The following is a 25906-nucleotide window of genomic DNA, read 5'->3' on the forward strand; positions in this document are numbered from 1 at the left end:
CACCCCGGGGAGTCGCGGGGCCGGGCCCGGCACCGGGCACGCTCTCCGGGTGAGCAGCTCCCGCACCGGCCCCTACGACGTCCACGCCCGAGACGAGCACGACGGCCTCGAGGTCCTCCGCGCGACGGGGCCGGACGGGCTGCCGGTCGGCCTCCTGCGGCCGGCGCAGGCCGGCCCGCACGGAGCGAGCGTGCAGGCGGAGCTCGCCCGGACCGCCCCGGTGCGGCACGCCCACCTGCTGCCCGCCGTCGACGTCCTGCACGAGCCCGACGGGCGCTTGGTGGTGGTCGTGCCCGACGGCGACCTCGTCCCCCTCCCGTCGTGGCTCGCGGGCCGGGGGCCCCTGGCGCCGGGGGAGCTGGTCACCCTGGCGGTGCCTCTCCTCGCGGTGCTGGAGCGCGCGGCCGCGACGGGACTCGTCGTCGACCGCCCCCACCTCGCCGACGTCGTCCTGGACGACCGCGGCGCACCGCTGCTGCGGCGCCTGCGCACGGCGGGCGCGACGGCGGACGTCGCGGCGGCCCGTGCGTCGGCGGCCGCCGCCTCGCGGGGTCTCGTCGAGCTCGTGGCGGGGCACCTCGAGGAGGGCTCGTCGCCCTTGCTCACGGCCCTGGCGGCAGCGGACGACCTCGACGCCGTCGTGGAGGCCGTGCACGACCTCGCGGCCCCGCTGCCCCTGCCGTCGGCGGCGGCGGAGACGGACGACGCGACCCGGGGCGACGAGGTCGACTGGTCCGCTCTGGCGGGTCCGCCGCGCCCCGCGTGGGCGGCCGCGCTGCCGGAGGCGGCGGTGGTCGACGCGGCCCTCGACTGGCTCGCCGCGCGTCGCGAGACCTCCGTCCGGGCGCGCGTCGCGGCGGTGAGGCCCCGGTTCTGGCTCCTGGGCGGCGTCGTGGCGGCGTCGGTCGTGATCGCCCTCCTGCTCTCGGCGCCGGGAGGGTCCGTCGACGGCGGCACCGCCGTCGCGACGGACGGCGGGGGCGCGGCCGGCCCTTCCCCGACACCCGCCCCGGCAGCGGACGCCGGTGATGCTGGGGCGACCTCTCCTCCCGGGCGGCCGCCGACGACCCCCCGGGGTGGCGACGGGCCGGCCCCGGGCGACGACGACGTCGTGACCACGGGGGAGGACGCCGTCGCCGCGGCCCGGGTGCTCCTTGAGGCTCGGGAACGCTGTCTCGCCGACGTCACGCCCTCGTGCCTCGCGGCCGTCGACCAGCCGGGCTCACCGGTCGCGGCGCGAGACGCGCAGCTGCTGGACGACCCCGGGGCGGCGGGAGGGGCACTCGTCCCGACGGCGGTCGACGGCGAGGTGCAGCGACTGGGCGAGACGGTGCTCCTCGACGCCCGCGGGGCCGACGACGAACCGGCCTCGGTCCTGGTGGTCAGGACCGAGGCCGGTTGGCGGCTCCGCGAGGTGGTCGCCCGCCGGTGACGGGCGACCGGGCTAGATGCCGAGCACGGAGGCGAAGTCGCCCGCCTCGAGGCGGTCCTTGACCGCGACGAGGAAGCGGGCGGCGTCAGCGCCGTCGACGATGCGGTGGTCGTACGACAGGGCGAGGTACACCATGGAGCGGACCGCGATGGCCTCGCCCCCGGCGGCCTTGACGACGACGGGGCGCTTGACCACGATGCCGGTGCCGAGGATGGCGACCTGCGGCAGGAACACCACCGGGGTGTCGAACAGCGCGCCGCGCGACCCCGTGTTCGTGACCGTGAAGGTGCCGCCGGCGAGCTCGTCGGGCTTCAGCTTGTTGTCGCGCGTCCGCTGGGCGAGGTCGGCGATCTGGGCGGCGATGCCGGCCAGGTCGAGCTCCGAGGCGTTCTTGATGACGGGCGTGAGCAGGCCGCGCTCCGTGTCGACGGCCATGCTGACGTTCTCGTGGTCCGGGTAGACGATCGAGTCGCCGTCGACGGTCGCGTTGAGCTTCGGGTGGGCCTTGAGGGCCTCCGCCGCCGCGAGGGTGAAGAACGGGAGGAACGACAGCTTGTTGCCGGTCTTCTCCAGGAACTCGGCCTTGTGGGCGTCCCGGAAGGAGGCCACGGCGGTCACGTCGACCTCGACCACGCTGGTGAGCTGGGCCATCGCCTGCATCGACTGGACGGCGCGCTCGGCGACGACCTTGCGGAGGCGGGTCATCGGGACGGTCGTGCCGCGGAGCGGCGAGACCTCGACGGGGGCGGGAGCCGCGGCGCCCGACGACGCCGGGGCCGACGCCGCGGCCGAGGCGGCCTCGGCGGCGGCGAGCACGTCCTCCTTGCGGATGCGTCCGCCGACGCCGCTGCCGCTGAGCGTGCTGATGTCGACGCCCTTCTCGTTGGCGAGCTTGCGCACGAGGGGGGTGACGTAGCCCGTCGGAGCGGAGCTGCTCGAGGCGGACTCGGCGGCGGGAGCGGCCGACGGGGCGGCGGCCGGCGCGGGGCTGGCTTCCGGCGCTGCCGGAGCCGGAGCGGCGGCGGGCACCGCGGCCGGCACGGCGGCGGGAGCGGCCACCGGGGCGGAGGGTGCGGGGACGGGAGCCGACGCATCGGTCGCCCCCGGCTGGGCGGGCGCGTCGTCCGACGCGGCGGGCGCCGGGTCGACCTCGTCCGCCGGGGCGAGGGGAGCCGCGGGGGCCTCCTCGCCAGGAGCGGGAGCGTTCGACGACGAGACGACGGTCTCCTCCGTCTCCGACTCGGGCTCGGGCTGCTGCTCGGCCTCGGCGGGCGCCGACTCGGGGGCGGAGCCGCCGTCGGAGGAGCCGCTGCCGTCACCGATGCGCACCAGCGCCGTGCCGACCTCGACCGTCTCGTCCTCCTGGACGAGGATCTCCTCGACGACGCCGGCGACCGGCGACGGGATCTCGGTGTCGACCTTGTCGGTCGAGACCTCGAGCAGGGGCTCGTCGACCTCGACCCGGTCGCCGACGTTCTTCAACCATCGGGTGACCGTGCCCTCGGTGACACTCTCCCCGAGTGCCGGGAGGTTGACGGATTCGCTCATGCGTGGAACTCCTTTGACGACATCATGTGCCTGTGTGTGCGGTGCGGTGCAGTGGTGGGTGGTGCTACATCGCGTGGAGGGGCTTGCCCGCCAGGGCCAGCATGGCCTCGCCGAGCGCCTCGTTCTGGGTGGGGTGGGCGTGGACCAGGGGAGCGACGTCCTCCGGGTAGGCCTCCCAGTTGACCGTCAGCTGGGCCTCGCCGATGAGCTCGCCGACGCGGGCGCCGATCATGTGGACGCCGACGACGGGGCCGTCGACGACGCGGACGACCTTCACCGAGCCGCTCGTGCCGATGATGTGGCTCTTGCCGTTGCCCGCGAGGTTGTAGTCGTAGGTCGCCACGGCGTCACGGCCGTGCTTCTCGACGGCCTTGGCCTCGGAGAGGCCGACGGAGGCGACCTCGGGGTCGGAGTAGGTGACCTTGGGGATGTTCACGTCGTCGATGACCTGGGGCGAGAGCCCCGCGATCTCCTCCGCGACGAAGATCCCGTGCTGGAAGCTGCGGTGGGCGAGCTGGAGGCCGGGGACGATGTCGCCGACGGCGTAGACGCCGGGGACGCTCGTCGCGAGGCGCTCGTTCGTGATGACGAAGCCGCGGTCCATGGTCAGGCCCACCTCCTCGTAGCCGAGGCCAGCGGTCGAGGGGCCGCGGCCCACGGCGACCAGCAGGATGTCGGCCTCGAAGGTCTTGCCGTCCTCCAGGGTGACGACGACGCCGTCGTCGCTCTGGGTGACGCTCTGGAAGCGGACCCCGAGCGAGAAGCCGATGCCGCGCTTCCGGAAGGCGCGCTCGAACTGCTTCGAGATCGACTCCTCCTCGTTCGGGACGAGGTGCGGCAGCGCCTCGATGATGTCGACCTCGGCGCCGAACGACTTCCAGACGCTCGCGAACTCGACGCCGATCACCCCGCCGCCCAGGATGGCGACGCGCGACGGGACGTGGTCGAGGGCGAGCGCCTGCTCGCTGGTGATGACACGGCCGCCGATCTCGAGGCCGGGCAGGCTCCGTGAGTACGACCCGGTCGCCAGCACGACGTTCTTGCCCGTGAGGGTCACGTCGCCGACCTGGACGGTGGTGGGCGAGGTGAGGCGCCCCTCGCCCTCGACGGTCGTGATCTTGCGGGCCTTGAGCAGGCCCTGCAGGCCCTTGTACTTGCTGGCCACGACGCCCTCCCGGTAGGAGGTCACGGCGGCGATGTCGATGCCGTGGAAGTCGGTGTGCACGCCGTACTTCTCCGCCTCGCGCGAGACGTCGGCCACCTCGGCGGAGTGCAGCAGGGCCTTGGTCGGGATGCAGCCCCGGTGGAGGCAGGTGCCGCCGACCTTGTCCTTCTCGACGAGCGCGACGCTCAGCCCCAGCTCGGTCGCCCGCAGCGCGGCGGCGTAGCCGCCGCTGCCGCCGCCGAGCACCACCAGGTCAAAATTCTGTTCCGACACCCAGCAACTCCCTCGTGCGTTCGGAGGTACCCCGCGGGGCTGAGGTGCTGCGGCGTCGTGGTGACGGCGTCGTCGCACCCGCCAGCGTCTGCTCCGTCAGGAGCTGCGCCCGGCAGGTGCTCTGCAGGGCGCGGGGCTGGTGTCGCCCGGGGGACCGATCTCGGCGGGTTTCTCCCGCCTCCCCGACCCTACTACGCGACCGAAAAGACGGCTGCCAGCTCCAGCAGGGTGCGGACGGAGACGCCGGTCGAGCCCTTGGCCGTGAAGCCGTAGCCGCCGCCCTTGTTGTTCGACGGCCCCGCGATGTCGAGGTGGACCCACGGGAGGACGCTGCCGTCCTCGCGGCGCCCGACGAACTCCTGGAGGAACACGCCGGCGAGGAGCATGCCGGCGGCGGTGTTGCCCGGGGTCGCGTTGACGAGGTCCGCGACGTCGGAGTCGAGACGGGCGCGCAGCTCGCCGGGCAGCGGCATCCGCCAGAACGTCTCGCCGACACGGCCCGCGAGGCCGACGACCTCGTCGGCCAGCGCGTCGTTGCCCATCACCCCGACCGTGCGCGTGCCCAGGGCCACGACCTGGGCGCCCGTGAGCGTGGCGACGTCGACGACCGCGTCGGGCATCTCCTCGCTCGCGGCGACCAGGCCGTCGGCCATGACGAGGCGGCCCTCCGCGTCGGTGTTGGTCACCTCGACGGTGGTGCCGCCGCGGATCGTCAGGACGTCGTCCGGGCGGATCGACGTGCCGCTGACCATGTTCTCGGCGATGCAGAGCCACGCCGTGAGCCGGACGGGGAGGGCGAGGCGAGCGGCCGCGACGGTGACGGCGAGCACCGTGGCCGCGCCCGTCATGTCGTCCTTCATCCCGAGCATGCTGCCGGCCGGCTTGAGCGAGAGCCCGCCGGTGTCGTAGGTGATGCCCTTGCCCACGAGGGCGAGGTGCTTGGCGGCGCCCTCGGGCGCGTACTCGACCTTGACCAGGCGAGGCCCGCGCGACGACCCCTGCCCGACCCCGAGGATGCCGCCGTAGCCGCCGGCGCGCAGCTCGTCCTCCGCGAGGACGGTGACGGTCAGGGGCAGGCCCTCGGCCCGGGCGACGGCCACGTCGGCCAGCGCCTGCGGGAACATCTGCTGCGGCGGGGTCATGGCGAGGTCACGGACGGTGTGGACGGCCTCCGCGACCACCGCGGCGCGCGTCACCAGCGACTCCTCGAGGTCACGGTCGGCGACCAGCACCAGCTCGCGCGCGTGCCGCCGCGACTCGCCGGCCGAGGCCGAGCGGAAGGAGTCGAACTCCCAGGAGGCGATGGCCGCGCCCTCGAGGACGGCCGCGGCCTGGTCGTCGTCGGCCACGGGGAGGGCGAGGGCGACGCGGTCGACGCCGGTGAGCTGACGGACCGCCGAGCCGGCGGCGTAGCGCAGGGACTCCGCGTCGACGACGTCGCCGAGGCCCACGAGGGCGACGACCGTCGCGGCCACGCCCACGGCGGGCACGCGGACGAGCTGGTCACGGGCACCGGTCACGCCGAGGACTGCGAGGTCGGTCGGCAGGCCCTCGAGCTCCACGGTCACGGTGGGGCCGTCGGCTCCCTTGAGGACGCCCACGACGAGGACGTCGGCGGTGGTCTCGGCGGGGGAGGTGCGGACGGCGGACAGGCTGAGCTCGGTCATGACGTCGATGCTACCGACGGCGCTGTTCGCTCTCGGCACGCGCCGGCGGCCGGGGAGGCGACCCCGGGGTGTCTAGGCTCGATCACATGCACGACCCCGCCGGCCTCTACGACCTCGCCCCCGACTCCCACGACGTGCCCGAGGGCCTGCCGCTCGTCGCGGGGCTCACCGGCTTCGCCGACGCGGGCTCCGCCGTCAGCCAGCTCGGGCAGTACGTGCTCGACACCCTCGACCACACCCTCGTCGCGACCTTCGACCCCGACGAGCTCCTCGACTACCGGGCCCGCCGTCCGGTGTTCACCTTCGACCAGGACCACGTCGCCGAGATCACGACCTCCCCGCTGTCGCTGCACCTCGTGCAGGACGACGTGGGGCAGCCGTTCCTCTTCCTCTCCGGGTTCGAGCCCGACTTCCAGTGGCAGCGCTTCACGGCGGCGGTGGTGGGCCTGGTCGAGCGGTACCGCGTGTCGACGACGACGTGGGTGCACTCGATCCCCATGCCCGTGCCGCACACCCGCCCGCTCGGGGTCACGGTCAGCGGCAACCGGGCCGACCTCATCGAGACCCTCTCCGTCTGGAAGCCCGTGACGCAGGCGCCCGCCAACGCCCTCCACCTGATCGAGAAGCGGCTGCACGACGACGGCCACCCGACGGCGGGCTTCGTCCTCCTGGTGCCGCACTACCTGGCCGACACCGAGTTCCCCGACGCGGCCGTGACCGCGCTCTCGAGCATCAGCGCGGCCACCGGACTGATCTTCCCGACCGACCGCCTCCGCACCGAGGGGCGCGACTTCCTCGTGAAGGTCGACGAGCAGGTGCACGGCAACCAGGAGCTGTCGCGGCTCGTGACGACCCTGGAGGAGCGCCACGACACGTACATGGAGGGCAACCCCCTGCCGTCGCCCCTCACCGACCAGGACGGCCAGGTCCCGTCGGCCGACGCCCTGGCGGCCGAGCTCGAGAAGTTCCTCGCGACGCGCCGCCCCGACGACGAGGGCTGACGCCCGCTCCGTGCCGGGGGAGGAGCGGGTCGGGTAGGTTCGTCGGGTGAACTCCGCGCGTGCCTGGCTGGTCTGGGGCACCGCCGTCCTCGCGTACGTGGTCGCCGTGCTCCAGCGGTCCTCCCTCGGTGTCTCGGGCGTCGAGGCCCAGCAGCTCTTCGGCATCTCTGCCGCAACCCTGTCCACGCTCGCCGTCGTGCAGCTCGCGGTCTACGCCGGGCTGCAGATCCCGGTCGGCGTCATGCTCGACCGCGTCGGGCCCAAGGCCCTGATCGTGACGGGCGGCGTCCTCCTGGCAGTGGGGCAGGGCGTGGTCGCCCTGTCGCCGCCCGTGATCGGCGTGGCCGTGGTCGGTCGCGTCCTGGTGGGGGCCGGCGACGCGATGACGTTCATCTCGGTGATGCGGCTCCTGCCGGCCTGGTTCCGCGGGCCGATCCTGCCGCAGGTCTCGCAGTGGACGGGCAACATCGGCCAGGCCGGGCAGGTGCTCTCGGCCCTGCCCCTGTCGGTCGTGCTGCACTCCGCGGGCTGGTCGCCCGCCTTCCTCAGCGCCGCGGCGCTCTCCGTGCTCGCGGTCGTCCTCGTCGTCGCCGTCGTCAGCGAGTCCCCGGAGGGCCGCGACCGCGACCGCGCCGTGCTCACCTGGCGCGAGGCGGGCCGGCAGCTCGGCGAGAGCGTGAAGAGGCCGGGCACCCGCCTCGGCTTCTGGTCGCACTTCGTGACGCAGTCGTCGGGCACCGTCTTCTCCCTCCTCTGGGGCGTGCCCTTCCTCGTGGGCGGGCTGGGCTTCACGAGCGGGCAGGCCTCGGGCCTCCTCACCGTGCTCGTCGTGTCGGGCGTCGTGGCCGGGCCGGTGCTCGGCGTCCTGATGGCGCGCTTCCCGCTGCGCCGCTCGGCGCTGGTGCTGGGCATCGTGACCGTGCTCGGCGTCGTCTGGACGGTGCTGCTGGCCTGGCCCGGGGTGCCCCCCCAGTGGCTGGCGGTCGTGCTGGTCGTGGCCCTCGGCGTGGGAGGGCCCGGCTCGATCATCGGCTTCGACTTCGCCCGCACGTTCAACCCCCTGCGCAGCCTGGGCGTCGCGAACGGGGTGGTCAACGTCGGGGGCTTCCTCGCGAGCTTCGTCATGATGTTCCTCATCGGCGTCGTCCTCGACCAGGTGGACGCCGCACGGGTGGCGTCCGGGCAGCCGAGCGACCTCTTCGCGTTCGACTCCTTCCGGGTGGCCTTCCTGGTGCAGTACGTGGTCGTGGGCGGCGGGGTGGTCGGCCTGCTCCTCGCCCGCCGCGGCACGCGTCGTCGCCTGCACCTCGAGGAGGGGATCCAGGTCGCTCCGCTCTGGGTCGCGCTCGACCGCCGCTGGCGCGAGGCGCGGCGTCGGCGGCGAGGCGGCGCCTGACGCACGGGCGTCCGCCGAGGGCGCACCGCGGGGGCGCCTGCGTGTCGAACGGCTCGCCCGGGCCGTGCAATAATGGTCGAAGGACCCGTTCGTGTCCTCGCACACCGTCCGCCGTGAGGCGCGTCACCGCGAGGACTTGACATGGGTCCTCGTACTGCCCGAAATCCTGCACCATCTCCCGCGCGCCCCGTGGCGTGCGAGACCACAGCGACATCGGCCCGCCACCAGGGCCGATCCGGTCGGCCCGCCCCGCGGGCCGTCCGCCCAGAAGCAAGGCCGACCGACGTCAGGGCGCCGGTCGACACGTCGAGACGCCGCGCCGCAGCCTCCCCGACGCAACCGACGATCGAAAGGTGTTCGCATGGCTACTCGCAGCAAGGCGACCACGGCCGCCCCGGCCGTGTCCGACGAGGGGACCGAGCTCGTGTCCCCGGCCACGGAGGCGGCCGAGACCGCCGCCGCGGCCCCCGCCAAGAAGGCCCCGGCCCGCAAGGCCCCCGCGAAGAAGGCCCCGGCCAAGAAGGCTCCGGCGAAGTCGACGAAGGCGGCGGCCGGCGACGACGCCCCCGACGACGAGGCCGAGGTCGAGCCCGTCGAGGTGCCCGCCGACACCGAGGCCGACGCCGCCGACGAGACCGAGGGCGACGCCCCCGCGAAGGCTCCCGAGGTGCTGCCCACCGGTGCCCTCGTCATCTCGCAGGACGACGACGACGAGATGCCGGTCTACTCGACCACCATCACCGGTGCGACGGCCGACCCCGTCAAGGACTACCTGAAGCAGATCGGCAAGGTCGCCCTCCTCAACGCCGCCGAGGAGGTCGAGCTGGCGATGCGCATCGAGGCCGGCCTCTTCGCGGAGGACAAGCTCTCGCACAGCACGGGCCTCAGCAAGGAGCTCGAGCGCGAGCTCCGCTGGGTCGCCCGCGACGGGCAGCGGGCCAAGAGCCACCTGCTCGGCGCGAACCTCCGCCTCGTCGTGAGCCTCGCCAAGCGCTACACCGGTCGCGGCATGCAGTTCCTCGACCTCATCCAGGAGGGCAACCTGGGCCTGATCCGTGCCGTCGAGAAGTTCGACTACACGAAGGGCTTCAAGTTCAGCACCTACGCGACGTGGTGGATCCGCCAGGCCATCACCCGCGCCATGGCCGACCAGGCCCGCACCATCCGCATCCCCGTCCACATGGTCGAGGTCATCAACAAGCTGGCCCGCGTGCAGCGGCAGATGCTGCAGGACCTCGGTCGCGAGCCCACGCCCGAGGAGCTCTCCCGTGAGCTGGACATGACGCCCGAGAAGGTCGTCGAGGTCCAGAAGTACGGCCGCGAGCCCATCTCGCTGCACACGCCCCTCGGCGAGGACGGCGACAGCGAGTTCGGCGACCTCATCGAGGACACCGAGGCGGTCGTCCCGGCCGACGCGGTCGGCTTCACCATGCTGCAGAAGCAGCTGGAGTCGCTGCTCGACAGCCTCTCCGAGCGCGAGGCGGGCGTCATCCGCATGCGCTTCGGCCTCGGCGACGGGATGCCGAAGACGCTCGACCAGATCGGCGACACCTTCGGCGTGACGCGCGAGCGCATCCGCCAGATCGAGTCGAAGACGATGGCCAAGCTCCGCCACCCGTCCCGGTCGCAGTCGCTCCGCGACTACCTCGAGTAGACCCGTGAAGTACGTCATCCCCGTCCTGGCCGGGCGCCTGGTCCGTGCCGCGGCCCGGCTCCGCGGCGGCGGCTCGGCCTACCCGGGCCGCACCGTCCTGACGCTGGCGCCGGACTTCCTCAGCCACGTCGCGTCGCAGTTCGAGCAGGGCGTCGTCTTCGTGCTCGGCTCCAACGGCAAGTCGACGACGACGATGATGCTGACGGAGACGCTGCGGGCCCACGGCCTCTCGGTCTTCACCAACCCGACCGGGGCCAACCTGCCCCAGGGCATCGCGTCGGCCTTCCTCCGCGAGGTGACGGTGACCGGCCGTGTCAAGCACGACATCGGCGTGATCGAGGTCGACGAGGCCTTCGCGGTCGAGCTGACCCGGTCGCTGCACCCCTCGACGGTGCTGATGCTCAACGTCCAGGTCGACCAGCTCTACCGCTTCTTCGAGACGGAGCGCGTCGGCACGATGATGACCGACACGGCCGCGCTGGCGACCACCGCCGTGGTCACGAACCGCGACGACCAGCACCTCGCGCCCTACGAGGCACGCCCGGGGCAGACCGTCACCCGCTTCGGCGCGGCCCCCGACGTCGTCGAGGCGTCGCCCAACGGCCTGCAGAACGCCCACGACTTCAGCCGCGAGGCCGACGGCGGGCGGTCGGCCGACAGCGAGGTCCTCTCGCTCTCCGGCGACCGAGCCACCATCTCGGTCGGCGGCACCACGGTCGAGGTCAGGCTGCCCGCCCGTGGCCTGCACTACGCCGTCGACGCCGCGGCGGCGCTGCAGACCGCCTCGGTCGTCCTCGGCCGACCCGTCGACCCGGCCGCCGTCAGCCGGGCGTTCGAGTCGATGAAGCCTGCTTACGGGCGGGGCGAGCGCATGTCGCTCGGCGCCGACGAGGCGGAGTTCATCATGTTCAAGAACGCCGCGAGCCTCCAGCTGAACCTCGACGCCCTGCCGCAGGACGTCGAGCAGGTCATGCTGGCGATCGACGAGGGCACCCCCGACATCTCGTGGATCTACGACATCGACTTCTCGCACCTCGACCACGTCGACGTGCTGGCCGGTGCCAAGGCCTGGCAGCTCGCGCTCCGTCTCGAGCACGACGGCATCCCCGTGCACGTCATCGAGGAGGACATCTCGAAGGCCATCCGGCTCATGCGCCGGCTGCCCTCGCCGAGCGACCACACGAAGCACTTCGTGACGAACTACGAGCAGATGATGCTGGCCCGTCGCATCCTCGGCCACCCCGACCTGGAGAAGACCGCGTGAGCAGCGACACCCTCCGCCTCGTCCACCTCTACCCCGAGCAGCTCGGCGTCAGCGGCGACCGGGGCAACGTGACGGCCCTCGTCGAGCGCGCCCGCCGGGCCGGCATCGAGAGCGAGGTCCTCGAGTACCGGGTCGGCGACGCGGTCCCCACGGTCGCCGACGTCGTGCTCGTCGGCCACGGCCCGCTCTCGGGCGTCCGCGCCGTCAGCGAGGACGCACAGCGCCTCCGCGACGCGCTGGAGGGCTTCGCCGCGTCCGGCGTCCCCGTCGTCGGGGTGGGCGGCGGCATGGAGCTCCTCAGCCACGGCGTGCAGACGACGGAGGGCGAGACGGTGGCCGGCATCGGCTTCCTCCCCGGCACCGTCCGTCGGGGCGCGCCGCGCCGCACGAACTACTTCCAGGTCACGACCGAGCACCTCGGCGACCCGCTGACGCTCTTCGGCTTCGAGGACCACGCGGCGCACGTCGAGCTCGACGCCGACGCGGAGGCGTTCGCCACCGTCGTCCACGGCGGCGGCAACGGTGACGGTCGCTCCGAGGGGATCCGGCGGGGCGCCTCCTTCGGCACGCAGCTCAAGGGCCCCCTGCTCCCGCTCAACCCGGCCCTGAGCGACCGCCTGCTGCGGGCAGCGCTCACGCGCCGGAGCATCTCGTACCACCCGTCGGCCGCGCACGCGAAGCTCGACGAGTACGCCGCGGCCTCACAGCGCGTCATCCGCGACAACCTGGAGCGCTCGTTCAAGGCGATGTGACCCGAGCGCGGGCGACCGCACGACGAAGGGCCCGTGCCGGGTGGCACGGGCCCTTCGTCGTCACGGGCCGGGGCGTGCCCGGCCGGTAGTCGTGGGTGGTCAGCTCGCCGTGAGCTTGGCGCTCTCGTCGAGCCACTCGACGGCGTCGGGCTGCAGCTTGTCCTTGAACTTCGCGCCGTGGTGGGCGCAGAAGAGCAGTTCGCCGCTGGCCATGGTCGCGCGGACGTAGGCCTGGGCTCCGCAGCTGTCGCAGCGGTCTGCGGCGCTGAGCTGGTACCGGGAGCCGAGCTCGTCGACGGCGGTGGTGTCGGTGGCCATCTGAGTCATGGGGTGCTCCTCCTGACGGTGGTGCTGTGGGTGGGTGACACTCATCAAAACACGCGCGCGGCGAGCACGGAGCACATTGCGCGGGATTTCGCTCCGCGCGTAGCGGAACGGCCCCGGACGGGGGCCTCGCGGGTGTCGAGCGGGCCGTGTCGGGGGCTCTCGTTAAGATGGTCCGAGCCCACCGCCTCCGGATCCCCCGGTCGACGCGGTCGGCTCAGCGTCAGGAGATCCCCGTTGGCCACGTCTGATTACTCGGCTCGACACCTTTCCGTCCTCGAGGGGCTCGAGGCGGTGCGCAAGCGACCCGGCATGTACATCGGGTCGACCGACTCCCGCGGGCTGATGCACTGCCTGTGGGAGATCATCGACAACTCCGTCGACGAGGCGCTCGGCGGCCACGGCGACGCCATCGACGTCGTCCTGCACGCCGACGACAGCGTCACCGTCCGCGACACCGCGCGCGGCATCCCCGTCGACATCGAGCCCAAGACCGGCCTCACGGGGGTCGAGGTCGTCTTCACCAAGCTGCACGCCGGCGGCAAGTTCGGCGGTGGCTCGTACGCCTCCTCGGGCGGCCTGCACGGCGTCGGCGCCTCCGTCGTGAACGCCCTGTCGGAGCGGCTCGACGTCGAGGTCGACCGCGACGGCGTCACCTGGGCGATGTCGTTCCGCCGCGGGGAGCCCGGCACGTTCGACGACTCCGGCGAGCCGACGCCCGACGCGCCCTTCACGCCGTTCGTCTCCGGCAGCGTGCTGCGCCGGGTCGGGAGGGTGAAGAAGGGCGTGACGGGCACGCGCATCCGCTACTGGGCCGACCGCCAGATCTTCACTCGCGGCGCGAGCTTCCAGCCCGACGAGCTGTTCGGGCGGGCCCGCCAGACGGCCTTCCTCATCCCCGGCCTGTCGCTGCGCATCCGTGACGAGCGGCCCGGCTCGCTGACCGACGGCGGCTTCCCCTCCGAGAGCACCTTCCGCTTCGACGGCGGCATCAGCGAGTTCGTCGAGTTCCTGGCTCCCGACACGGCCGTGACCGACACCTGGCGCATGACGGGCCGGGGGAGCTACACCGAGACCGTCCCCGTGCTGACCGAGGGCGGTGCCATGGTCGCCACCGAGCTCGAGCGCGAGTGCGAGGTCGACATCGCGCTGCGCTGGGGCAGTGGCTACGAGACGGTCTTCCGCAGCTACGTCAACATCATCGCGACGCCCAAGGGCGGCTCGCACCAGGCCGGCTTCGAGGCGGGCCTGCTGAAGTTCCTCCGGCAGCAGGTCGAGGCGAACGCCCGTCGACTCAAGGTCGGCACCGACAAGGTCGAGAAGGACGACGTGCTGGCGGGGCTGACCGCGGTGCTCACGGTGCGCCTCCCCGAGCCGCAGTTCGAGGGCCAGACGAAGGAGATCCTCGGCACCCCCGCCGTGCGGGCGATCGTCGCCGGCGTCGTGGCCGACCAGTTCGGCGAGCTCTTCGGCTCGTCGCGCCGGGAGGACAAGGCGCAGACCGCGCTCGTGCTCGACAAGGTCGTCGCCGAGATGAAGTCCCGCATCGCCGCTCGGGCCCACAAGGAGACACAGCGGCGCAAGAACGCGCTCGAGAACAGCTCGCTGCCCGCCAAGCTGGTCGACTGCCGGTCCAGCGACGTCGCGAACAGCGAGCTCTTCATCGTCGAGGGCGACTCGGCCCTCGGCACGGCCAAGCTGGCCCGCGACAGCGAGTTCCAGGCGCTGCTGCCCATCCGCGGCAAGATCCTCAACGTGCAGAAGGCCTCGGTCAGCGACATGCTCTCCAACGTCGAGTGCGCGTCGATCATCCAGGTGCTCGGGGCGGGGTCGGGGCGGTCGTTCGACCTCGACGCGGCGCGCTACGGCAAGGTCATCATCATGAGCGACGCCGACGTCGACGGAGCCCACATCCGGACGCTGCTGCTCACGCTCTTCTTCCGGTACATGCGCCCGATGATCGAGCAGGGGCGCGTCTTCGCGGCCGTGCCTCCCCTCCACCGGGTCGTGGCCATCAACGCCGGCAGCAAGCCGAACCAGACCATCTACACGTACTCCGAGCAGGAGCTGAAGGGGGTGCTGGCGGGTCTCCGCCGGAGCGGCAAGCGCTACCAGGACCCGATCCAGCGCTACAAGGGCCTCGGCGAGATGGACGCCGAGCAGCTCGCGACCACCACGATGGACCGCAAGGGGCGCATGCTGCGCCGGGTCAGGGTCGACGACGCGGAGAACGCGGCGCGGGTCTTCGAGCTGCTGATGGGCAACGACGTGGCCCCCCGCAAGGAGTTCATCATCGACGGGGCCGGCCTCAGCCGCGACCGCATCGACGTCTGACGCCGCCGCCGGGGTCGGCCCGACCGCTCGCCGCGGGGGAGCCCCGCCGGCCTGGCCGGGCCGGTGGCTGCCCGTCGTCGGTCAGTCGACCGGCTCGGCCCCGGCCTCGGCCCCCGTGGCCGAGTCGGTGACGTGCGCGACCGAGGCCCCCACCGACGCGACGACGGCCGGGAGCGGTGCCCCCGAGGCGTCGCGCCGCACGAGCTCCTCGGGCAGCGAGCGCACGGCGCCGTCCGCCGCGAGCGCCCGGGCGGGGCCCGGCCCCACCCAGGCGAGCGAGAGGCCGCCTTCTCCCTTGAGGAGGGCGTGGGCGCGGACGCCGCCGGTCGAGCGGCCCTTGGCCGGGAACTCGTCGAAGGCGCTGAGCTTCGCGCGGCCGGGGTCGACGCCGTCGATCGAGGCCGCACTCGTCGACACCGTCGCGACCACCGCCTCCTGCCCCTCCGGCACGGCCCCGAAGAAGAGGACGCGCGCGCTGTCGGGCAGGCTGACCCCGGCCACGCCGCCGCCCGCCGGGCCCTGGGGCCGGACGGACGCCGCGGGGAACCGGAGCAGCTGGGCGGCGGACGTGACGAAGACGAACTCGTCGTCGTCGGTGCCCTGTGCCACGCCGACCACCGAGTCGCCCGGCTTGAGCGTGACGACCGGGAACTCGGGCTTGGCCGGCCACTGGCCGGGGGCGACCCGCTTGACGACGCCCCGTGCCGTGCCGAGGGCGACCGGGCGGTCGGCGGTGAGCGAGACGAGCGCCAGCACCTTCTCGGTGGCGTCCGGCAGCCCGAGGTACTCGCGCACCGGGACGCCGGCCCCGAGCTGGACCGAGGTGGGCGGGACGGAGGGCAGGTCCACCGGCGTGAACCGGATGAGACGACCGGTCGACGTCACGGCGCCGACCTCGCTCCGCGTGGAGGTGTCGATCGACGAGAGCACCGCGTCGTGACTCGTGCGTCGGGCCGGGGGAGTCGGGGCCGCGGAGCCCGGCTCGGGGTGGTCGACCCTGAGGAGGCGCCCGGTCGTCGAGAGGAACACCCGCGTGGGCGTGTCCGCGATCTCCAGCACCGGGGCCCCGCGCCCGCGCCCGCGCCCGGCCGTCGCGACGCTCGGGGCGGCCTCGGTGAGCAGGGTGCGTCGCGGGGTGCCGAACTGCTCCGCGATCTCCGCGAGCTCGGACGACACCAGCGCGCGCAGCCGGGCCGGGTCGGCCAGGAGGGCGCGGAGCTCCTCGATGGCGGCGACGAGCTCGTCGCGCTCCGACTCGAGCTCGATGCGGCTGAACTTCGTGAGCCGGCCGAGGCGCAGGTCGAGGATGTACTCGGCCTGGATCTCGCTGAGGTCGAAGACCTCCCGGAGCCGGGCCCGTGCGGCGGCCGAGTCGTCGCTCGTGCGGATGACCTGGATCACCTCGTCGATGTCGAGGATGGCGACGAGGAGGCCCTCGACCAGGTGGAGGCGGTCCTCCTTCTTGCCCAGGCGGTGGCGGCTGCGGCGCGTGACGACCTCGAGGCGGTGGCCCACGTAGACCTGCAGCATCTCCTTGAGGCCCAGCGTCCGGGGCTGGCCCTCGACCAGGGCGACGGCGTTGATGCTGAAGCCGTCCTCCAGGGGCGTGTAGCGGTAGAGCTGCTCGAGCACCGCCTCGGGGCTGAACCCGGTCTTGATGCCGATGACGAGCCGGAGCCCGTGCGTGCGGTCGGTGAGGTCGGTGACGTCGGTGATGCCCGTCAGCTTCTTCGCCTGGACGCCGTCCTTGATCTTCTCGATGACCTTCTCCGGGCCGACGAGGTAGGGGAGCTCCGTGACGACGAGACCGGACTTGCGCGCGGTGATGCTCTCGACCTGGACCTTGGCCCGCGTCTTGAACGAGCCCCGCCCGGTCGCGTACGCGTCGCGCACCCCGGCGAGCCCGGAGATCGTGCCGCCGGTGGGGAGGTCGGGGCCCGGCACGAAGGCCATCAGGTCGTCGAGGCTCGCCCCGGGGTGGTCGATGAGGTGCCGGGCGGCACCGACGACCTCGACGAGGTTGTGGGGCGCCATGTTGGTCGCCATGCCGACGGCGATGCCGCTCGCGCCGTTGACGAGCAGGTTGGGGAAGGCCGCGGGCAGCACCTCGGGCTGCATCAGCTGGTTGTCGTAGTTCGGGACGAAGTCCACGACGTCCTCGTCGAGGCCCCGGGTCATGGCGAGGGAGGCCTCCGCCAGCCGGGCCTCGGTGTAGCGCGGGGCGGCGGGGCCGTCGTCGAGGGAGCCGAAGTTGCCGTGGCCGTCGATCAGCGGCACGCGCATCGTGAACGACTGGGCCTGGCGCACCATGGCGTCGTAGATCGCCGTGTCGCCGTGGGGGTGCAGCTTGCCCATCACCTCGCCGACGACGCGGGCGCTCTTGACGTGCCCGCGGTCGGGGCGGAGCCCCATCTCCGACATCTGGTACAGGATGCGGCGCTGGACCGGCTTGAGGCCGTCGCGGGCGTCGGGCAGGGCCCGCGAGTAGATCACGGAGTACGCGTACTCGAGGAACGACCCCTGCATCTCGAGGGAGACGTCGATGTCCTCGATCCGCTCACCGTCGCTGGCGCTGCTCATGTCGTTCGTCGTCGTGGTCATGCACTTCTCGGGGGAAGGAGGCGCGGGGCGCCTCGGCGGGGCCGGCACCCGGCTGCGGGGCGGCGGGACCGGCCAGACGGCGCTGTGCCAGACTGGTGCCGATGACGACCATCGTACCGGCGCGCCCGACCGGAGCCGTGAGCCTGGCCGACGTCCTGGAGTCGTCCGTCGCCGCCCTCACGGGCCAGGTCGGCGCCCTCCCCCTTCCCCCCGCCCGCTCGGCGGTCGTCCTCCTCGTCGACGGCCTCGGCTCGGCCTCCCTGGGGGCCCGCGCGGGCCACGCGCGCACCCTCACGGGCCGGAAGGGCAGCATCTGGTCGGGCTTCCCGACCACGACGGCCGCCGCCCTCGCGACGCTCACGACGGGTGCGCTCCCCGGCGAGCACGGGCTCGTCGGCTGGTCCGTCCTCGACGCGGAGAACGACCGGGTCGTCAAGCAGCTCTCCGGCTGGGACGACCGGATGCACCCGAGCACCTGGCAGCGCCGGTCGACCGTCTTCGAGCGCGGCTCCGCGGTCGGGGTCCGCAGCTTCGCGGTCGGGCCTCGTCGCTACGCCACCTCCGGGCTCACCGAGGCGATCCTCTCCGGCGCCGACTACGTCACCGCCGAGACCGTGGCCGAGCGCTTCGCCACCGCGCGCTCCCTCGTGGCCGCGCCCGGCGCCTCCCTCGTGTACCTCTACGTGCCCGAGCTCGACATGATCGCCCACCGGGCCGGGTGGGAGTCGGACGAGTGGACGGCGGCCCTGGAGGAGCTCGACGGAGAGGTGCGGCGCCTGGACGAGGCGCTCGGCGCCGACGAGGGGCTGCTCGTCACGGCCGACCACGGTGTGCTCGACGTGGCCGAGAAGGGCCGCGTCGTCTTCGGTGGCCAGGCCGCGCTCGTCGACGGGGTGCGCCACGTGGCGGGGGAGCCGCGCTGCCTCCAGCTGCACTTCGAGCCCGACGCGAGCGACGCCCTGCGGGCCGCGACCGTCGCGGCCTGGCGCGAGGCGGAGTCGCACCGTTCCTGGGTCGTCACCCGCGAGGAGGCGGTGGAGGCCGGCTGGTTCGGCCCGGTCGACGAGGCGGTGCTGCCTCGCATCGGCGACCTGCTCGTCGCCGCCCGCAAGGGGGTCGTCTACTACGACGGCCGCTCCACCGGCGGTGCCGCGGGCAGCATGATCGGCCAGCACGGGTCCTGGTCGAGCGAGGAGACGCAGGTGCCCCTGCGCCGGTTCGGGGCCTTCGCCCGCTGAGTCAGGCGGGGCCCTCGTCGTCCGTCCGGGCGCCGAACACGATCTCGTCCCAGCTCGGCATCGACGCGCGCCCCCTGCCCTTCTTCGGCGGGGTGGTCGTGGCGGAGGTCGGGATCGGGTCGCGACCGCGGCCTCGACGGGCCGAGCCGATGGACCGGGGCTCGGCCGGGGCGGGGGCCGGCGGGNCGTCCCGGGGGGCGGGAGGGGCGCCCTCGGGCAGGCCGAAGTCGGTCAGGGGGACGTCGATGACCCGTATCGACCCCGTGGACGGGTGCGCCGAGCGCTCGTCGTCCGTGAAGCGGGCGGCCTCGCGCTCGCCCCGACGGCGGCGCAGGGCCTCGAGCAGGTCGGCCGTCTGGGCCTGGGACGACGGGGAGGTCGGGGCCGAGTCGCGGTTCGTGGCGGCCAGGGAGGCAGCGGACCGCGGGTCGACGCGGGGGCGCTCGGCGGCCGGGGACTCGACGACGGTGTCGTCGACGACGTCGGAGCGGTCGGGGGCGATCTCGAAGGCGCCGGTGTCGAAGCGGCCGCCGGCGTCCGAGTCGGCGTCGGAGGAGTGGCCCACCGCGCGGAGGCGCGGGACGAGGGGGCCCGGGTCGGCGGAGTGGCGGGACAGCACGTGGGCGTCGCCCGAGTGGGGCGCCAGGGCGGTGCGCTTGGGGTCGAAGCGCCAGACGGCGTCGCGGGCGACCTCCTGGGTGACGTAGGAGACCCGCACGACCCAGCCGTGCTCGCCGTCCTTGTAGCTCGTCCACTCGCGGTCGGTCGCGTCGGCGGCGTCGAGGCGGGACTCGATGACCGCGCCGAAGGTGCCGGAGCCCGTGGAGGGAGCCACCTCGGTGGCGACGGAGACGGCCACGCGGAGGGCCGTCTCGAGGACGAAGGCGCGCTCCGCGAGGACGGGGCCCTCGAAGCGGTGGACGAACTCGACGTCGGCGCCGGTGAGCGCGGCGACCTCGGCCGACGAGAGCCCGGAGCGCACGAGCGACTGGATCTCACGCGGCGGGGCCTTGCGCGTCGTGGCGGGCGTCTCGCCGCTCGCCGTGCGCAGCTGCGCACGCAGCGAGTGCGTGACGGGGAGGCGGTACTCGACACCGGCGTCGGTGGTCAGGAGGAGCGCTCCGTCCTCGACTCCGTTGACCCTCAGATCCTGCATGTGGCACGCCTTTCGCCGTCGTGTTCCCGGGAGAAGAATCGCACGTCAGAGGCCGTCTGCCGGGAATGCGACGGGCGTGCCGCGGGTTCCACCGAGGCGGCCGAGAGGCCCCCCGCGGCGGGTTTGCTATTCGACAACGAGTGATGCAAACTGTGCCCGCCGAATCGGGCAACGATCAACACGAAGACTGGATGGGCATGGCCACCGACTACGACGCACCTCGCAAGAACGACGACGACTCGGAGTCGATCGAGGGCCTCAAGGAGCGCACCCCTGACAAGACGACCGGCGTCATCGACGACGACGCCGACAACCCCGGCTCGTTCGAGCTGGCCGGGCAGGACCTCTCCGACCTCGACCTCGACGTCGTCGTCCTCCCTCCCCAGGTCGACGAGTTCACCTGCGTGGAGTGCTTCCTCGTGAAGCACCGCTCGCAGCTCGACCACGAGACCAAGCTGGGCGCTATCTGCCGGGAGTGCGCCGCCTGAGCTCCTCCACCCGGCGCACGACCTCGTCAGGTCGTCGCGTCGACACCAACCAGTAAGGAGCGGGGTCGGACTCGTCGGTCAGCGTGATCTTCACGACCGGCCCCACCCAGCCCCGGAAGAGGGTCCAGGCTCGCGCGTCGAGCCCGGGCCCTCTCTGCGTGGTGGCGGCGGAGCCCGTGAACCCCGTCACCTCGCCGATCTCGTCGGGGTGCAGCCGGGCCCGGCCGGCGTGGAACCCCTCGTCGTCCACACGGACGACCGGCGAGCTGACCACGAGCGCCACGACCGCGGCCGCGTAGAACAGCACGGCCACCACGACGCCCACGACGGGGTCGATGGGCAGGAAGACCAGCAGGGTCGCGGGCACCAGGAGCGCCGAGGCGAGGAAGACGGTGAGCGGCGGCAGCAGCCGTTCGCGGTAGGGGTTCATGGGTCCATTCGACCAGACTTCTGCACTACCCTCGACACGTGACCCAGAGCCTCGACGTCCCCCTCACGGCCCGGAGGTCGCCCGCCGACCCGTCCACGGGCACGGCCGCCGTCGACCACACGCCGCGGTACGCCCACCCGGGCGACGCCGGCGCAGACCTCCTCGCGAGCGAGTCCGTCGTGCTCCTGCCCGGCCGTCGTGCCCTGGTCGGCACGGGGGTCTCGATCGCGCTGCCCGAGGGCCACGCGGCCTTCGTCATGCCCCGCAGCGGGCTCGCGGCCAAGCACGGCGTGACCGTCGTCAACAGCCCGGGCACCGTCGACGCGGGCTACCGTGGTGAGATCAAGGTCGCGTTGTTGAACACCGACCTCGAGGCCGAGCACCACGTCGCCGTCGGTGACAAGATCGCCCAGCTCGTCGTCATGCCCGTCGTCCGGGCCGAGTTCCTCCCCGTCGACGCCCTCCCCGAGAGCGTCCGCGGCGAGGGGGGCTTCGGCTCCACGGGCTACGCACACACCACCGGAGGCACCGCATCATGAGGAAGTCGAAGCGCGAAGCGCAGCAGCTGGCCACGACCGAGGTCGAGGTCGAGACCGCTGACCTCGACGACGTCGAGGTCAGCATCGAGTCCCTGGAGGACGCGGAGGTCGAGGTCTTCGACGACTCCAAGTCCGCTCCTGCCGACCGTGCCGACACGGGCCCGCTCGACGAGACCGAGGCCAGCCCCGTCCGCCCGTACGTCGACCTGGGCGGCGTGAAGATCCTGCCGCGCGACGGCCTGCACCTTCGCCTCGAGGTCGAGGAGGGCAGCAAGCGCGTCGTCGCCGTCGGGCTCGACTTCGCGAAGTCGACGCTCCAGGTGCAGCCGTTCGCCGCCCCCCGCAGCACGGGCCTGTGGAACGAGATCCGCGAGCAGATCACCGAGCAGATCCAGCGACAGGGCGGCACCACGGCCGAGGTCGACGGCCCGTTCGGCCCTGAGGTCAGGGCCGAGATCCCCGTCATGGGCGGCGACGCCAGCACGACCCGCCGAGCCCGCTTCATCGGCGTCGACGGCCCCCGCTGGTTCCTCCGCGGCGTCATCGCCGGCGAGGCGGCGGTCGACCCGGAGGCCGCGGAGAAGATCGAGGAGCTCTTCCGGAGCGTCGTCGTCGTCCGCGGCAGCACCCCGATGGCCCCGCGTGACCTCATCCCGCTGACCATGCCGAAGGCCGGCCCGACCGACGCCCCCAGCACGACGCCCTCGCGCGTCTGACGCGACCGAGCCCGTGAGCACGCCCGGCCTCGGCGACGCCGACGACCTCCGCGCGACCGGCACGCCCGTCGGCGACGGCGAGGCGTCGCCTCTCGACGACCCTCGCGTCTCGCTCTCGGCCCAGCTCCGCTCGGCGGCGCAGCGTGCCGGCATCGGGCAGGTCGCGCCCGGCGAGGTGCCCACGGCGTCGGCGCTCCTCTCGGCGATCGGCGGCGTCCGCGGCCTCGTCGAGTCGATCGTCCCCGGCCTGGGCTTCGTCGTCGTCTACGCCGTGACGCGCGACGTGCTCCCGTCGGTGCTGATCCCGGTCGTCGTGGCCCTGGCCTTCGTCGTCGCCCGCGCCGTGCAGCGGGGCCCCGTGGCCCAGGCCCTGGCCGGCGTCCTGGGCATCGCGATCTCCGCCGCGATCGCCCTGCTCAGCGGTCGCGCCGAGGGAAACTTCGTGCCCGGGCTCGTCATCAACGCCGTGTCGCTGCTCGCCCTCCTCGCGAGCGTCGTGGTCCGCTGGCCGCTGATCGGCGTCGTCGTCGGCCTCCTGACCAACGAGGGCTCCGCCTGGCGCGGCGACCGCGCCAAGCGTCGCGTCCTCACCCTCGCGACCGTCCTGTGGGCGGGGCTCTTCGCCGCCCGGCTGGCGGTCCAGCTCCCGCTCTTCTTCGCGGGCCAGATCACCGCCCTCGCGACCCTGAAGCTGATCATGGGCGTGCCCCTCTACGCGGGCCTGCTCTGGGTCACGTGGCTGCTCGTGCGGACGGTCTACCGCGGCCGAGCCGAGGCCGAGGTCGGCGACGCGGCCGCCGAGGGCGATCCGCAGCGCTCCTGACCGCTGTTCCGCGACTCCTGGTGGTACCGTTGTCTCGACATCGAGATACATCGACGGCCACGGCCGCTCGCGGTCGATCGACTTAGGCTGGCCTCGCTGGTGCGGCTCCGGGTCGGGCGACCATGATGAGGGCGTAGTCAGCAAGGGAGACGGCACGTGTCTGCAATCAACAGCTTCAGCTCGAAGGACAGCCTGACGGTCGGCGCGACCGAGTACGAGGTCTACCGCATCGACGCGGTCGACGGCTCGGCCAGGCTCCCGTTCAGCCTCAAGGTCCTCCTCGAGAACCTCCTCCGCACCGAGGACGGCGCCAACGTCACGCGCGACCAGATCACGGCCCTGGGGGAGTGGCAGCCCACGGCCGACCCCGACACCGAGATCCAGTTCACCCCGGCGCGCGTCGTCATGCAGGACTTCACGGGCGTGCCGTGCATCGTCGACCTCGCCACCATGCGCGAGGCCGTGTCGGCCCTCGGCGGCGACCCGACGAAGATCAACCCCCTCGCCCCCGCCGAGCTGGTCATCGACCACTCGGTCATCGCCGACCTCTTCGGCAGCGAGAACGCGCTCGAGCGCAACGTCGAGATCGAGTACGAGCGCAACGGCGAGCGGTACCAGTTCCTCCGCTGGGGCCAGACGGCCTTCCAGGACTTCAAGGTGGTGCCGCCCGGCACGGGCATCGTCCACCAGGTCAACATCGAGTACCTGGCCCGGGTCACGTACAGCCGCGACGTCGCGGTCGAGGGCGGCGGCACGGTCCTGCAGGCCTACCCCGACACCCTCGTGGGCACCGACTCGCACACCACCATGGTCAACGGCCTCGGCGTGCTGGGCTGGGGCGTCGGCGGCATCGAGGCGGAGGCCGCGATGCTCGGCCAGCCCGTGTCGATGCTCATCCCCAAGGTCGTCGGCTTCAAGCTCCGCGGCTCGATCCCCACCGGGGTCACCGCCACCGACGTCGTCCTGACGATCACGCAGCAGCTCCGGGCCCACGGCGTCGTCGGCAAGTTCGTCGAGTTCTACGGCGAGGGCGTCGCCGAGGTCCCCCTCGCGAACCGCGCCACGATCGGCAACATGAGCCCCGAGTTCGGCTCGACCGCCGCGATCTTCCCGATCGACGACGTGACCCTCGACTACCTCCGCCTCACCGGGCGCTCCGACGAGCAGATCGAGCTCGTCGAGAAGTACTCCAAGCTCCAGGGCCTCTGGCACGACCCGTCGGTCGAGCCGGTCTTCAGCGAGTACCTCGAGCTCGACCTGGCCACCGTCGTGCCCTCGATCGCCGGGCCGAAGCGCCCGCAGGACCGCATCGAGCTCACCGCGGCCAAGAGCCAGTTCGAGGTCGACCTCGAGAACTACGCGACGACCGACCACTCGCACGTCGACGCCGCGGTCGAGGGCACCTTCCCGGCCTCCGACCCCATCGGCTTCACCGCCGAGGACGACGACGAGGCGCAGCCGCACAGCATCTCGCACACGTCGCACGCCCCGGCGAAGGTCTCGAAGCCGACGTCGGTCGAGCTGGGCGACGGCTCCACCTTCACCCTCGACCACGGCGCCGTCGCGATCGCGGCGATCACCTCGTGCACCAACACCTCGAACCCGTCGGTGATGCTCGCCGCGGGCCTGCTGGCCCGCAACGCCAGCCAGAAGGGCCTCAAGGCCAAGCCGTGGGTGAAGACCACCCTCGCGCCCGGCTCGAAGGTCGTCACCGACTACTACGAGAAGGCCGGCCTCACGACCTACCTCGAAGACCTCGGCTTCTACACCGTGGGCTACGGCTGCACGACCTGCATCGGCAACTCGGGCCCGCTCCTCGACGAGATCTCGTCGGCCGTGCAGGAGAACGACCTCGCCGTCACGGCGGTCCTCTCGGGCAACCGGAACTTCGAGGGCCGCATCAACCCCGACGTCAAGATGAACTACCTGGCGAGCCCCCCGCTCGTCATCGCCTACGCGCTGGCCGGCTCGATGAACTTCGACTTCGAGTCCGACCCCCTGGGCACGACGCCGGAGGGCGACGACGTCTACCTCCGCGACATCTGGCCCGACGCGGCCGAGGTCCAGTCGACCATCGACTCGTCGATCGACACGGGCATGTTCACCCACGAGTACGCGGGCGTCTTCGACGGCGACGAGCGCTGGAGGTCGCTGCCGACGCCCACCGGCGCCACCTTCGAGTGGGACTCCGAGTCGACGTACGTGCGGAAGCCCCCGTACTTCGAGGGCATGACCCTCGAGACGACGCCGGTCCGCGACATCAGCGGGGCACGGGTGCTCGCGAAGCTCGGCGACTCGGTCACCACCGACCACATCAGCCCGGCGGGCTCGATCAAGGTCGACAGCCCCGCGGGCCGGTACCTCGACGAGCACGGCGTCGACCGCAAGGACTTCAACTCCTACGGGTCGCGACGCGGCAACCACGAGGTCATGATCCGCGGCACGTTCGCGAACATCCGCCTGCGCAACCAGCTCCTCGACGGGGTCGAGGGCGGCTACACCCGCGACTTCACGCAGCCCGACGCGCCGCAGTCGTTCATCTACGACGCGAGCGCGCGCTACCAGGAGCAGGGCACGCCCCTGGTCATCCTGGGCGGCAAGGAGTACGGCTCCGGCTCGTCCCGCGACTGGGCGGCCAAGGGCACGAGCCTGCTCGGCGTCGCGGCGGTCATCACGGAGAGCTTCGAGCGGATCCACCGCTCGAACCTGATCGGCATGGGCGTCGTGCCGCTGCAGTTCCCCGCGGGCGAGAGCTGGGAGTCGCTCGGGCTCGACGGCACCGAGTCGATCAGCATCTCCGGCCTCGAGCAGCTGAACGAGGGCGTGACGCCGAAGACGGTCCGTGTCGTCGCCGAGCCGACCGAGCACTCCGCCGCCGGCGCTCAGACGATCGAGTTCGACGCCGTCGTCCGGATCGACACCCCCGGTGAGGCCGACTACTACCGCAACGGCGGCATCCTGCAGTACGTGCTGCGCAGCCTGGTCTAGCCCGCACGAGGAGCCCCCACCCGCGTCGCCGACGCCCGGTGGGGGCTTCCGGCGTTCTCGCCGGGTCGACGCATAAACTGAGCCCGGCTGCCTCCGGGTAGGCGGAAAGGAAGCCGG

General features: G+C 72.8%; 19 protein-coding genes and 2 pseudogenes. 13 read left to right on the top strand and 8 right to left on the bottom strand.

The genetic code is table 11. The features are described 5' to 3' along the window. Nucleotides 1–49 precede the first annotated feature (49 nt). Nucleotides 50–1432, top strand: coding sequence for a hypothetical protein (locus ASF82_RS05675; protein WP_056054505.1), 1383 nt, complete (start codon nt 50–52; stop codon nt 1430–1432). Nucleotides 1433–1444: 12 nt separating this feature from the next. Here ASF82_RS05675 and sucB read toward each other — a convergent pair whose 3' ends face one another. The 3 genes from sucB to ASF82_RS05690 form a co-directional block, all read right to left on the bottom strand. Continuing rightward, complete coding sequence (sucB, locus tag ASF82_RS05680) at nt 1445–2980, bottom strand: 2-oxoglutarate dehydrogenase, E2 component, dihydrolipoamide succinyltransferase (RefSeq protein WP_056054507.1); 1536 nt, start codon at nt 2978–2980, stop codon at nt 1445–1447. Between the two features lie 64 nt (nt 2981–3044). Then, entirely contained in the window at nt 3045–4418 is a 1374-nt protein-coding gene (gene lpdA, locus ASF82_RS05685) for a dihydrolipoyl dehydrogenase (protein ID WP_056054510.1), read from the bottom strand. 191 nt (nt 4419–4609) lie between these two features. Continuing rightward, nucleotides 4610–6085, bottom strand: coding sequence for a leucyl aminopeptidase (locus ASF82_RS05690; protein ID WP_056054513.1), 1476 nt, complete (start codon nt 6083–6085; stop codon nt 4610–4612). Between the two features lie 86 nt (nt 6086–6171). Between ASF82_RS05690 and ASF82_RS05695 the strand changes: the two genes are divergently transcribed. The 5 genes from ASF82_RS05695 (at nt 6172) to ASF82_RS05715 (ending at nt 12152) form a co-directional block, all read left to right on the top strand. Continuing rightward, nucleotides 6172–7086 carry a proteasome assembly chaperone family protein gene (locus ASF82_RS05695; protein ID WP_056054517.1) on the top strand — a complete coding sequence of 305 codons (915 nt, stop codon included), beginning with the start codon at nt 6172–6174 and terminating at the stop codon, nt 7084–7086. A gap of 46 nt (nt 7087–7132) precedes the next feature. Beyond that, nucleotides 7133–8482 (top strand): nitrate/nitrite transporter, encoded by a 1350-nt coding sequence (locus ASF82_RS05700; RefSeq protein WP_056054521.1) that lies wholly within the window; start codon nt 7133–7135, stop codon nt 8480–8482. Between the two features lie 136 nt (nt 8483–8618). After that, on the top strand, nt 8619–10136 hold the full coding sequence (locus ASF82_RS05705) for an RNA polymerase sigma factor (RefSeq protein WP_082514457.1): 1518 nt from the start codon (nt 8619–8621) through the stop codon (nt 10134–10136). A gap of 4 nt (nt 10137–10140) precedes the next feature. Then, nucleotides 10141–11400, top strand: a complete 1260-nt coding sequence (locus ASF82_RS05710; RefSeq protein WP_056054529.1) for a MurT ligase domain-containing protein — start codon at nt 10141–10143, stop codon at nt 11398–11400. Next, on the top strand, nt 11397–12152 hold the full coding sequence (locus ASF82_RS05715; RefSeq protein WP_056054533.1) for a type 1 glutamine amidotransferase: 756 nt from the start codon (nt 11397–11399) through the stop codon (nt 12150–12152). The genes ASF82_RS05710 and ASF82_RS05715 overlap by 4 nt, the downstream gene beginning before the upstream one ends. Nucleotides 12153–12251: 99 nt before the next feature. Here ASF82_RS05715 and ASF82_RS05720 read toward each other — a convergent pair whose 3' ends face one another. Continuing rightward, a complete protein-coding gene (locus ASF82_RS05720) occupies nt 12252–12479 on the bottom strand; it encodes a hypothetical protein (protein ID WP_056054537.1) in 228 nt (75 codons plus the stop codon). Between the two features lie 234 nt (nt 12480–12713). On the opposite strand from ASF82_RS05720, the gene ASF82_RS05725 reads away from it, so the two are divergent. Next, nucleotides 12714–14810, top strand: coding sequence for a type IIA DNA topoisomerase subunit B (locus ASF82_RS05725; protein ID WP_056054541.1), 2097 nt, complete (start codon nt 12714–12716; stop codon nt 14808–14810). An 81-nt stretch (nt 14811–14891) separates the two neighbouring features. Here the strand turns inward: ASF82_RS05725 and ASF82_RS05730 are convergent, their stop codons facing one another. After that, a complete protein-coding gene (locus ASF82_RS05730; protein ID WP_056054543.1) occupies nt 14892–17411 on the bottom strand; it encodes a DNA topoisomerase (ATP-hydrolyzing) subunit A in 2520 nt (839 codons plus the stop codon). 101 nt (nt 17412–17512) lie between these two features. Between ASF82_RS05730 and ASF82_RS05735 the strand changes: the two genes are divergently transcribed. Next, nucleotides 17513–18649, top strand: a complete 1137-nt coding sequence (locus tag ASF82_RS05735) for an alkaline phosphatase family protein (protein ID WP_056054545.1) — start codon at nt 17513–17515, stop codon at nt 18647–18649. A 1-nt stretch (nt 18650) separates the two neighbouring features. Here the strand turns inward: ASF82_RS05735 and ASF82_RS16345 are convergent. Both ASF82_RS16345 and sepH read right to left on the bottom strand, forming a co-directional pair. Then, nucleotides 18651–18834 (bottom strand): annotated as a pseudogene (locus ASF82_RS16345) (DUF3071 domain-containing protein); the annotation flags it as partial. 1 nt (nt 18835) lies between these two features. Continuing rightward, nucleotides 18836–19805 (bottom strand): annotated as a pseudogene (gene sepH / locus ASF82_RS16350) (septation protein SepH); the annotation flags it as partial. A gap of 197 nt (nt 19806–20002) precedes the next feature. On the opposite strand from sepH, the gene ASF82_RS05745 reads away from it, so the two are divergent. Continuing rightward, the gene (locus tag ASF82_RS05745) at nt 20003–20293 is read left to right on the top strand and encodes a DUF4193 domain-containing protein (protein WP_056055877.1); all 291 of its coding nucleotides are present in this window, start codon (nt 20003–20005) and stop codon (nt 20291–20293) included. On the opposite strand, the gene ASF82_RS05750 is transcribed toward ASF82_RS05745, so the two are convergent. Beyond that, on the bottom strand, nt 20268–20723 hold the full coding sequence (locus ASF82_RS05750; protein ID WP_056054551.1) for a DUF3093 domain-containing protein: 456 nt from the start codon (nt 20721–20723) through the stop codon (nt 20268–20270). The genes ASF82_RS05745 and ASF82_RS05750 overlap by 26 nt on opposite strands. A gap of 38 nt (nt 20724–20761) precedes the next feature. Here ASF82_RS05750 and dut point away from each other — a divergent pair, with 38 nt between their 5' ends. The 4 genes from dut to acnA all read left to right on the top strand — a co-directional run bounded on the left by dut (nt 20762) and on the right by acnA (nt 25789). Next, nucleotides 20762–21262, top strand: coding sequence for a dUTP diphosphatase (gene dut, locus ASF82_RS05755; protein ID WP_056054554.1), 501 nt, complete (start codon nt 20762–20764; stop codon nt 21260–21262). Continuing rightward, the gene (locus ASF82_RS05760; protein WP_082514344.1) at nt 21259–21978 is read left to right on the top strand and encodes a DUF3710 domain-containing protein; all 720 of its coding nucleotides are present in this window, start codon (nt 21259–21261) and stop codon (nt 21976–21978) included. The genes dut and ASF82_RS05760 overlap by 4 nt, the downstream gene beginning before the upstream one ends. Before the next feature lie 13 nt (nt 21979–21991). Beyond that, entirely contained in the window at nt 21992–22801 is an 810-nt protein-coding gene (locus tag ASF82_RS05765) for a DUF3159 domain-containing protein (RefSeq protein WP_056054557.1), read from the top strand. Between the two features lie 156 nt (nt 22802–22957). Then, nucleotides 22958–25789: an aconitate hydratase AcnA gene (gene acnA, locus ASF82_RS05770; protein WP_056054561.1), complete on the top strand. Its 2832-nt coding sequence runs from the start codon at nt 22958–22960 to the stop codon at nt 25787–25789. Nucleotides 25790–25906: the final 117 nt, after the last annotated feature.

The organism is Frigoribacterium sp. Leaf164 (assembly GCF_001423665.1).
GTDB lineage: Bacteria > Actinomycetota > Actinomycetes > Actinomycetales > Microbacteriaceae > Frigoribacterium > Frigoribacterium endophyticum.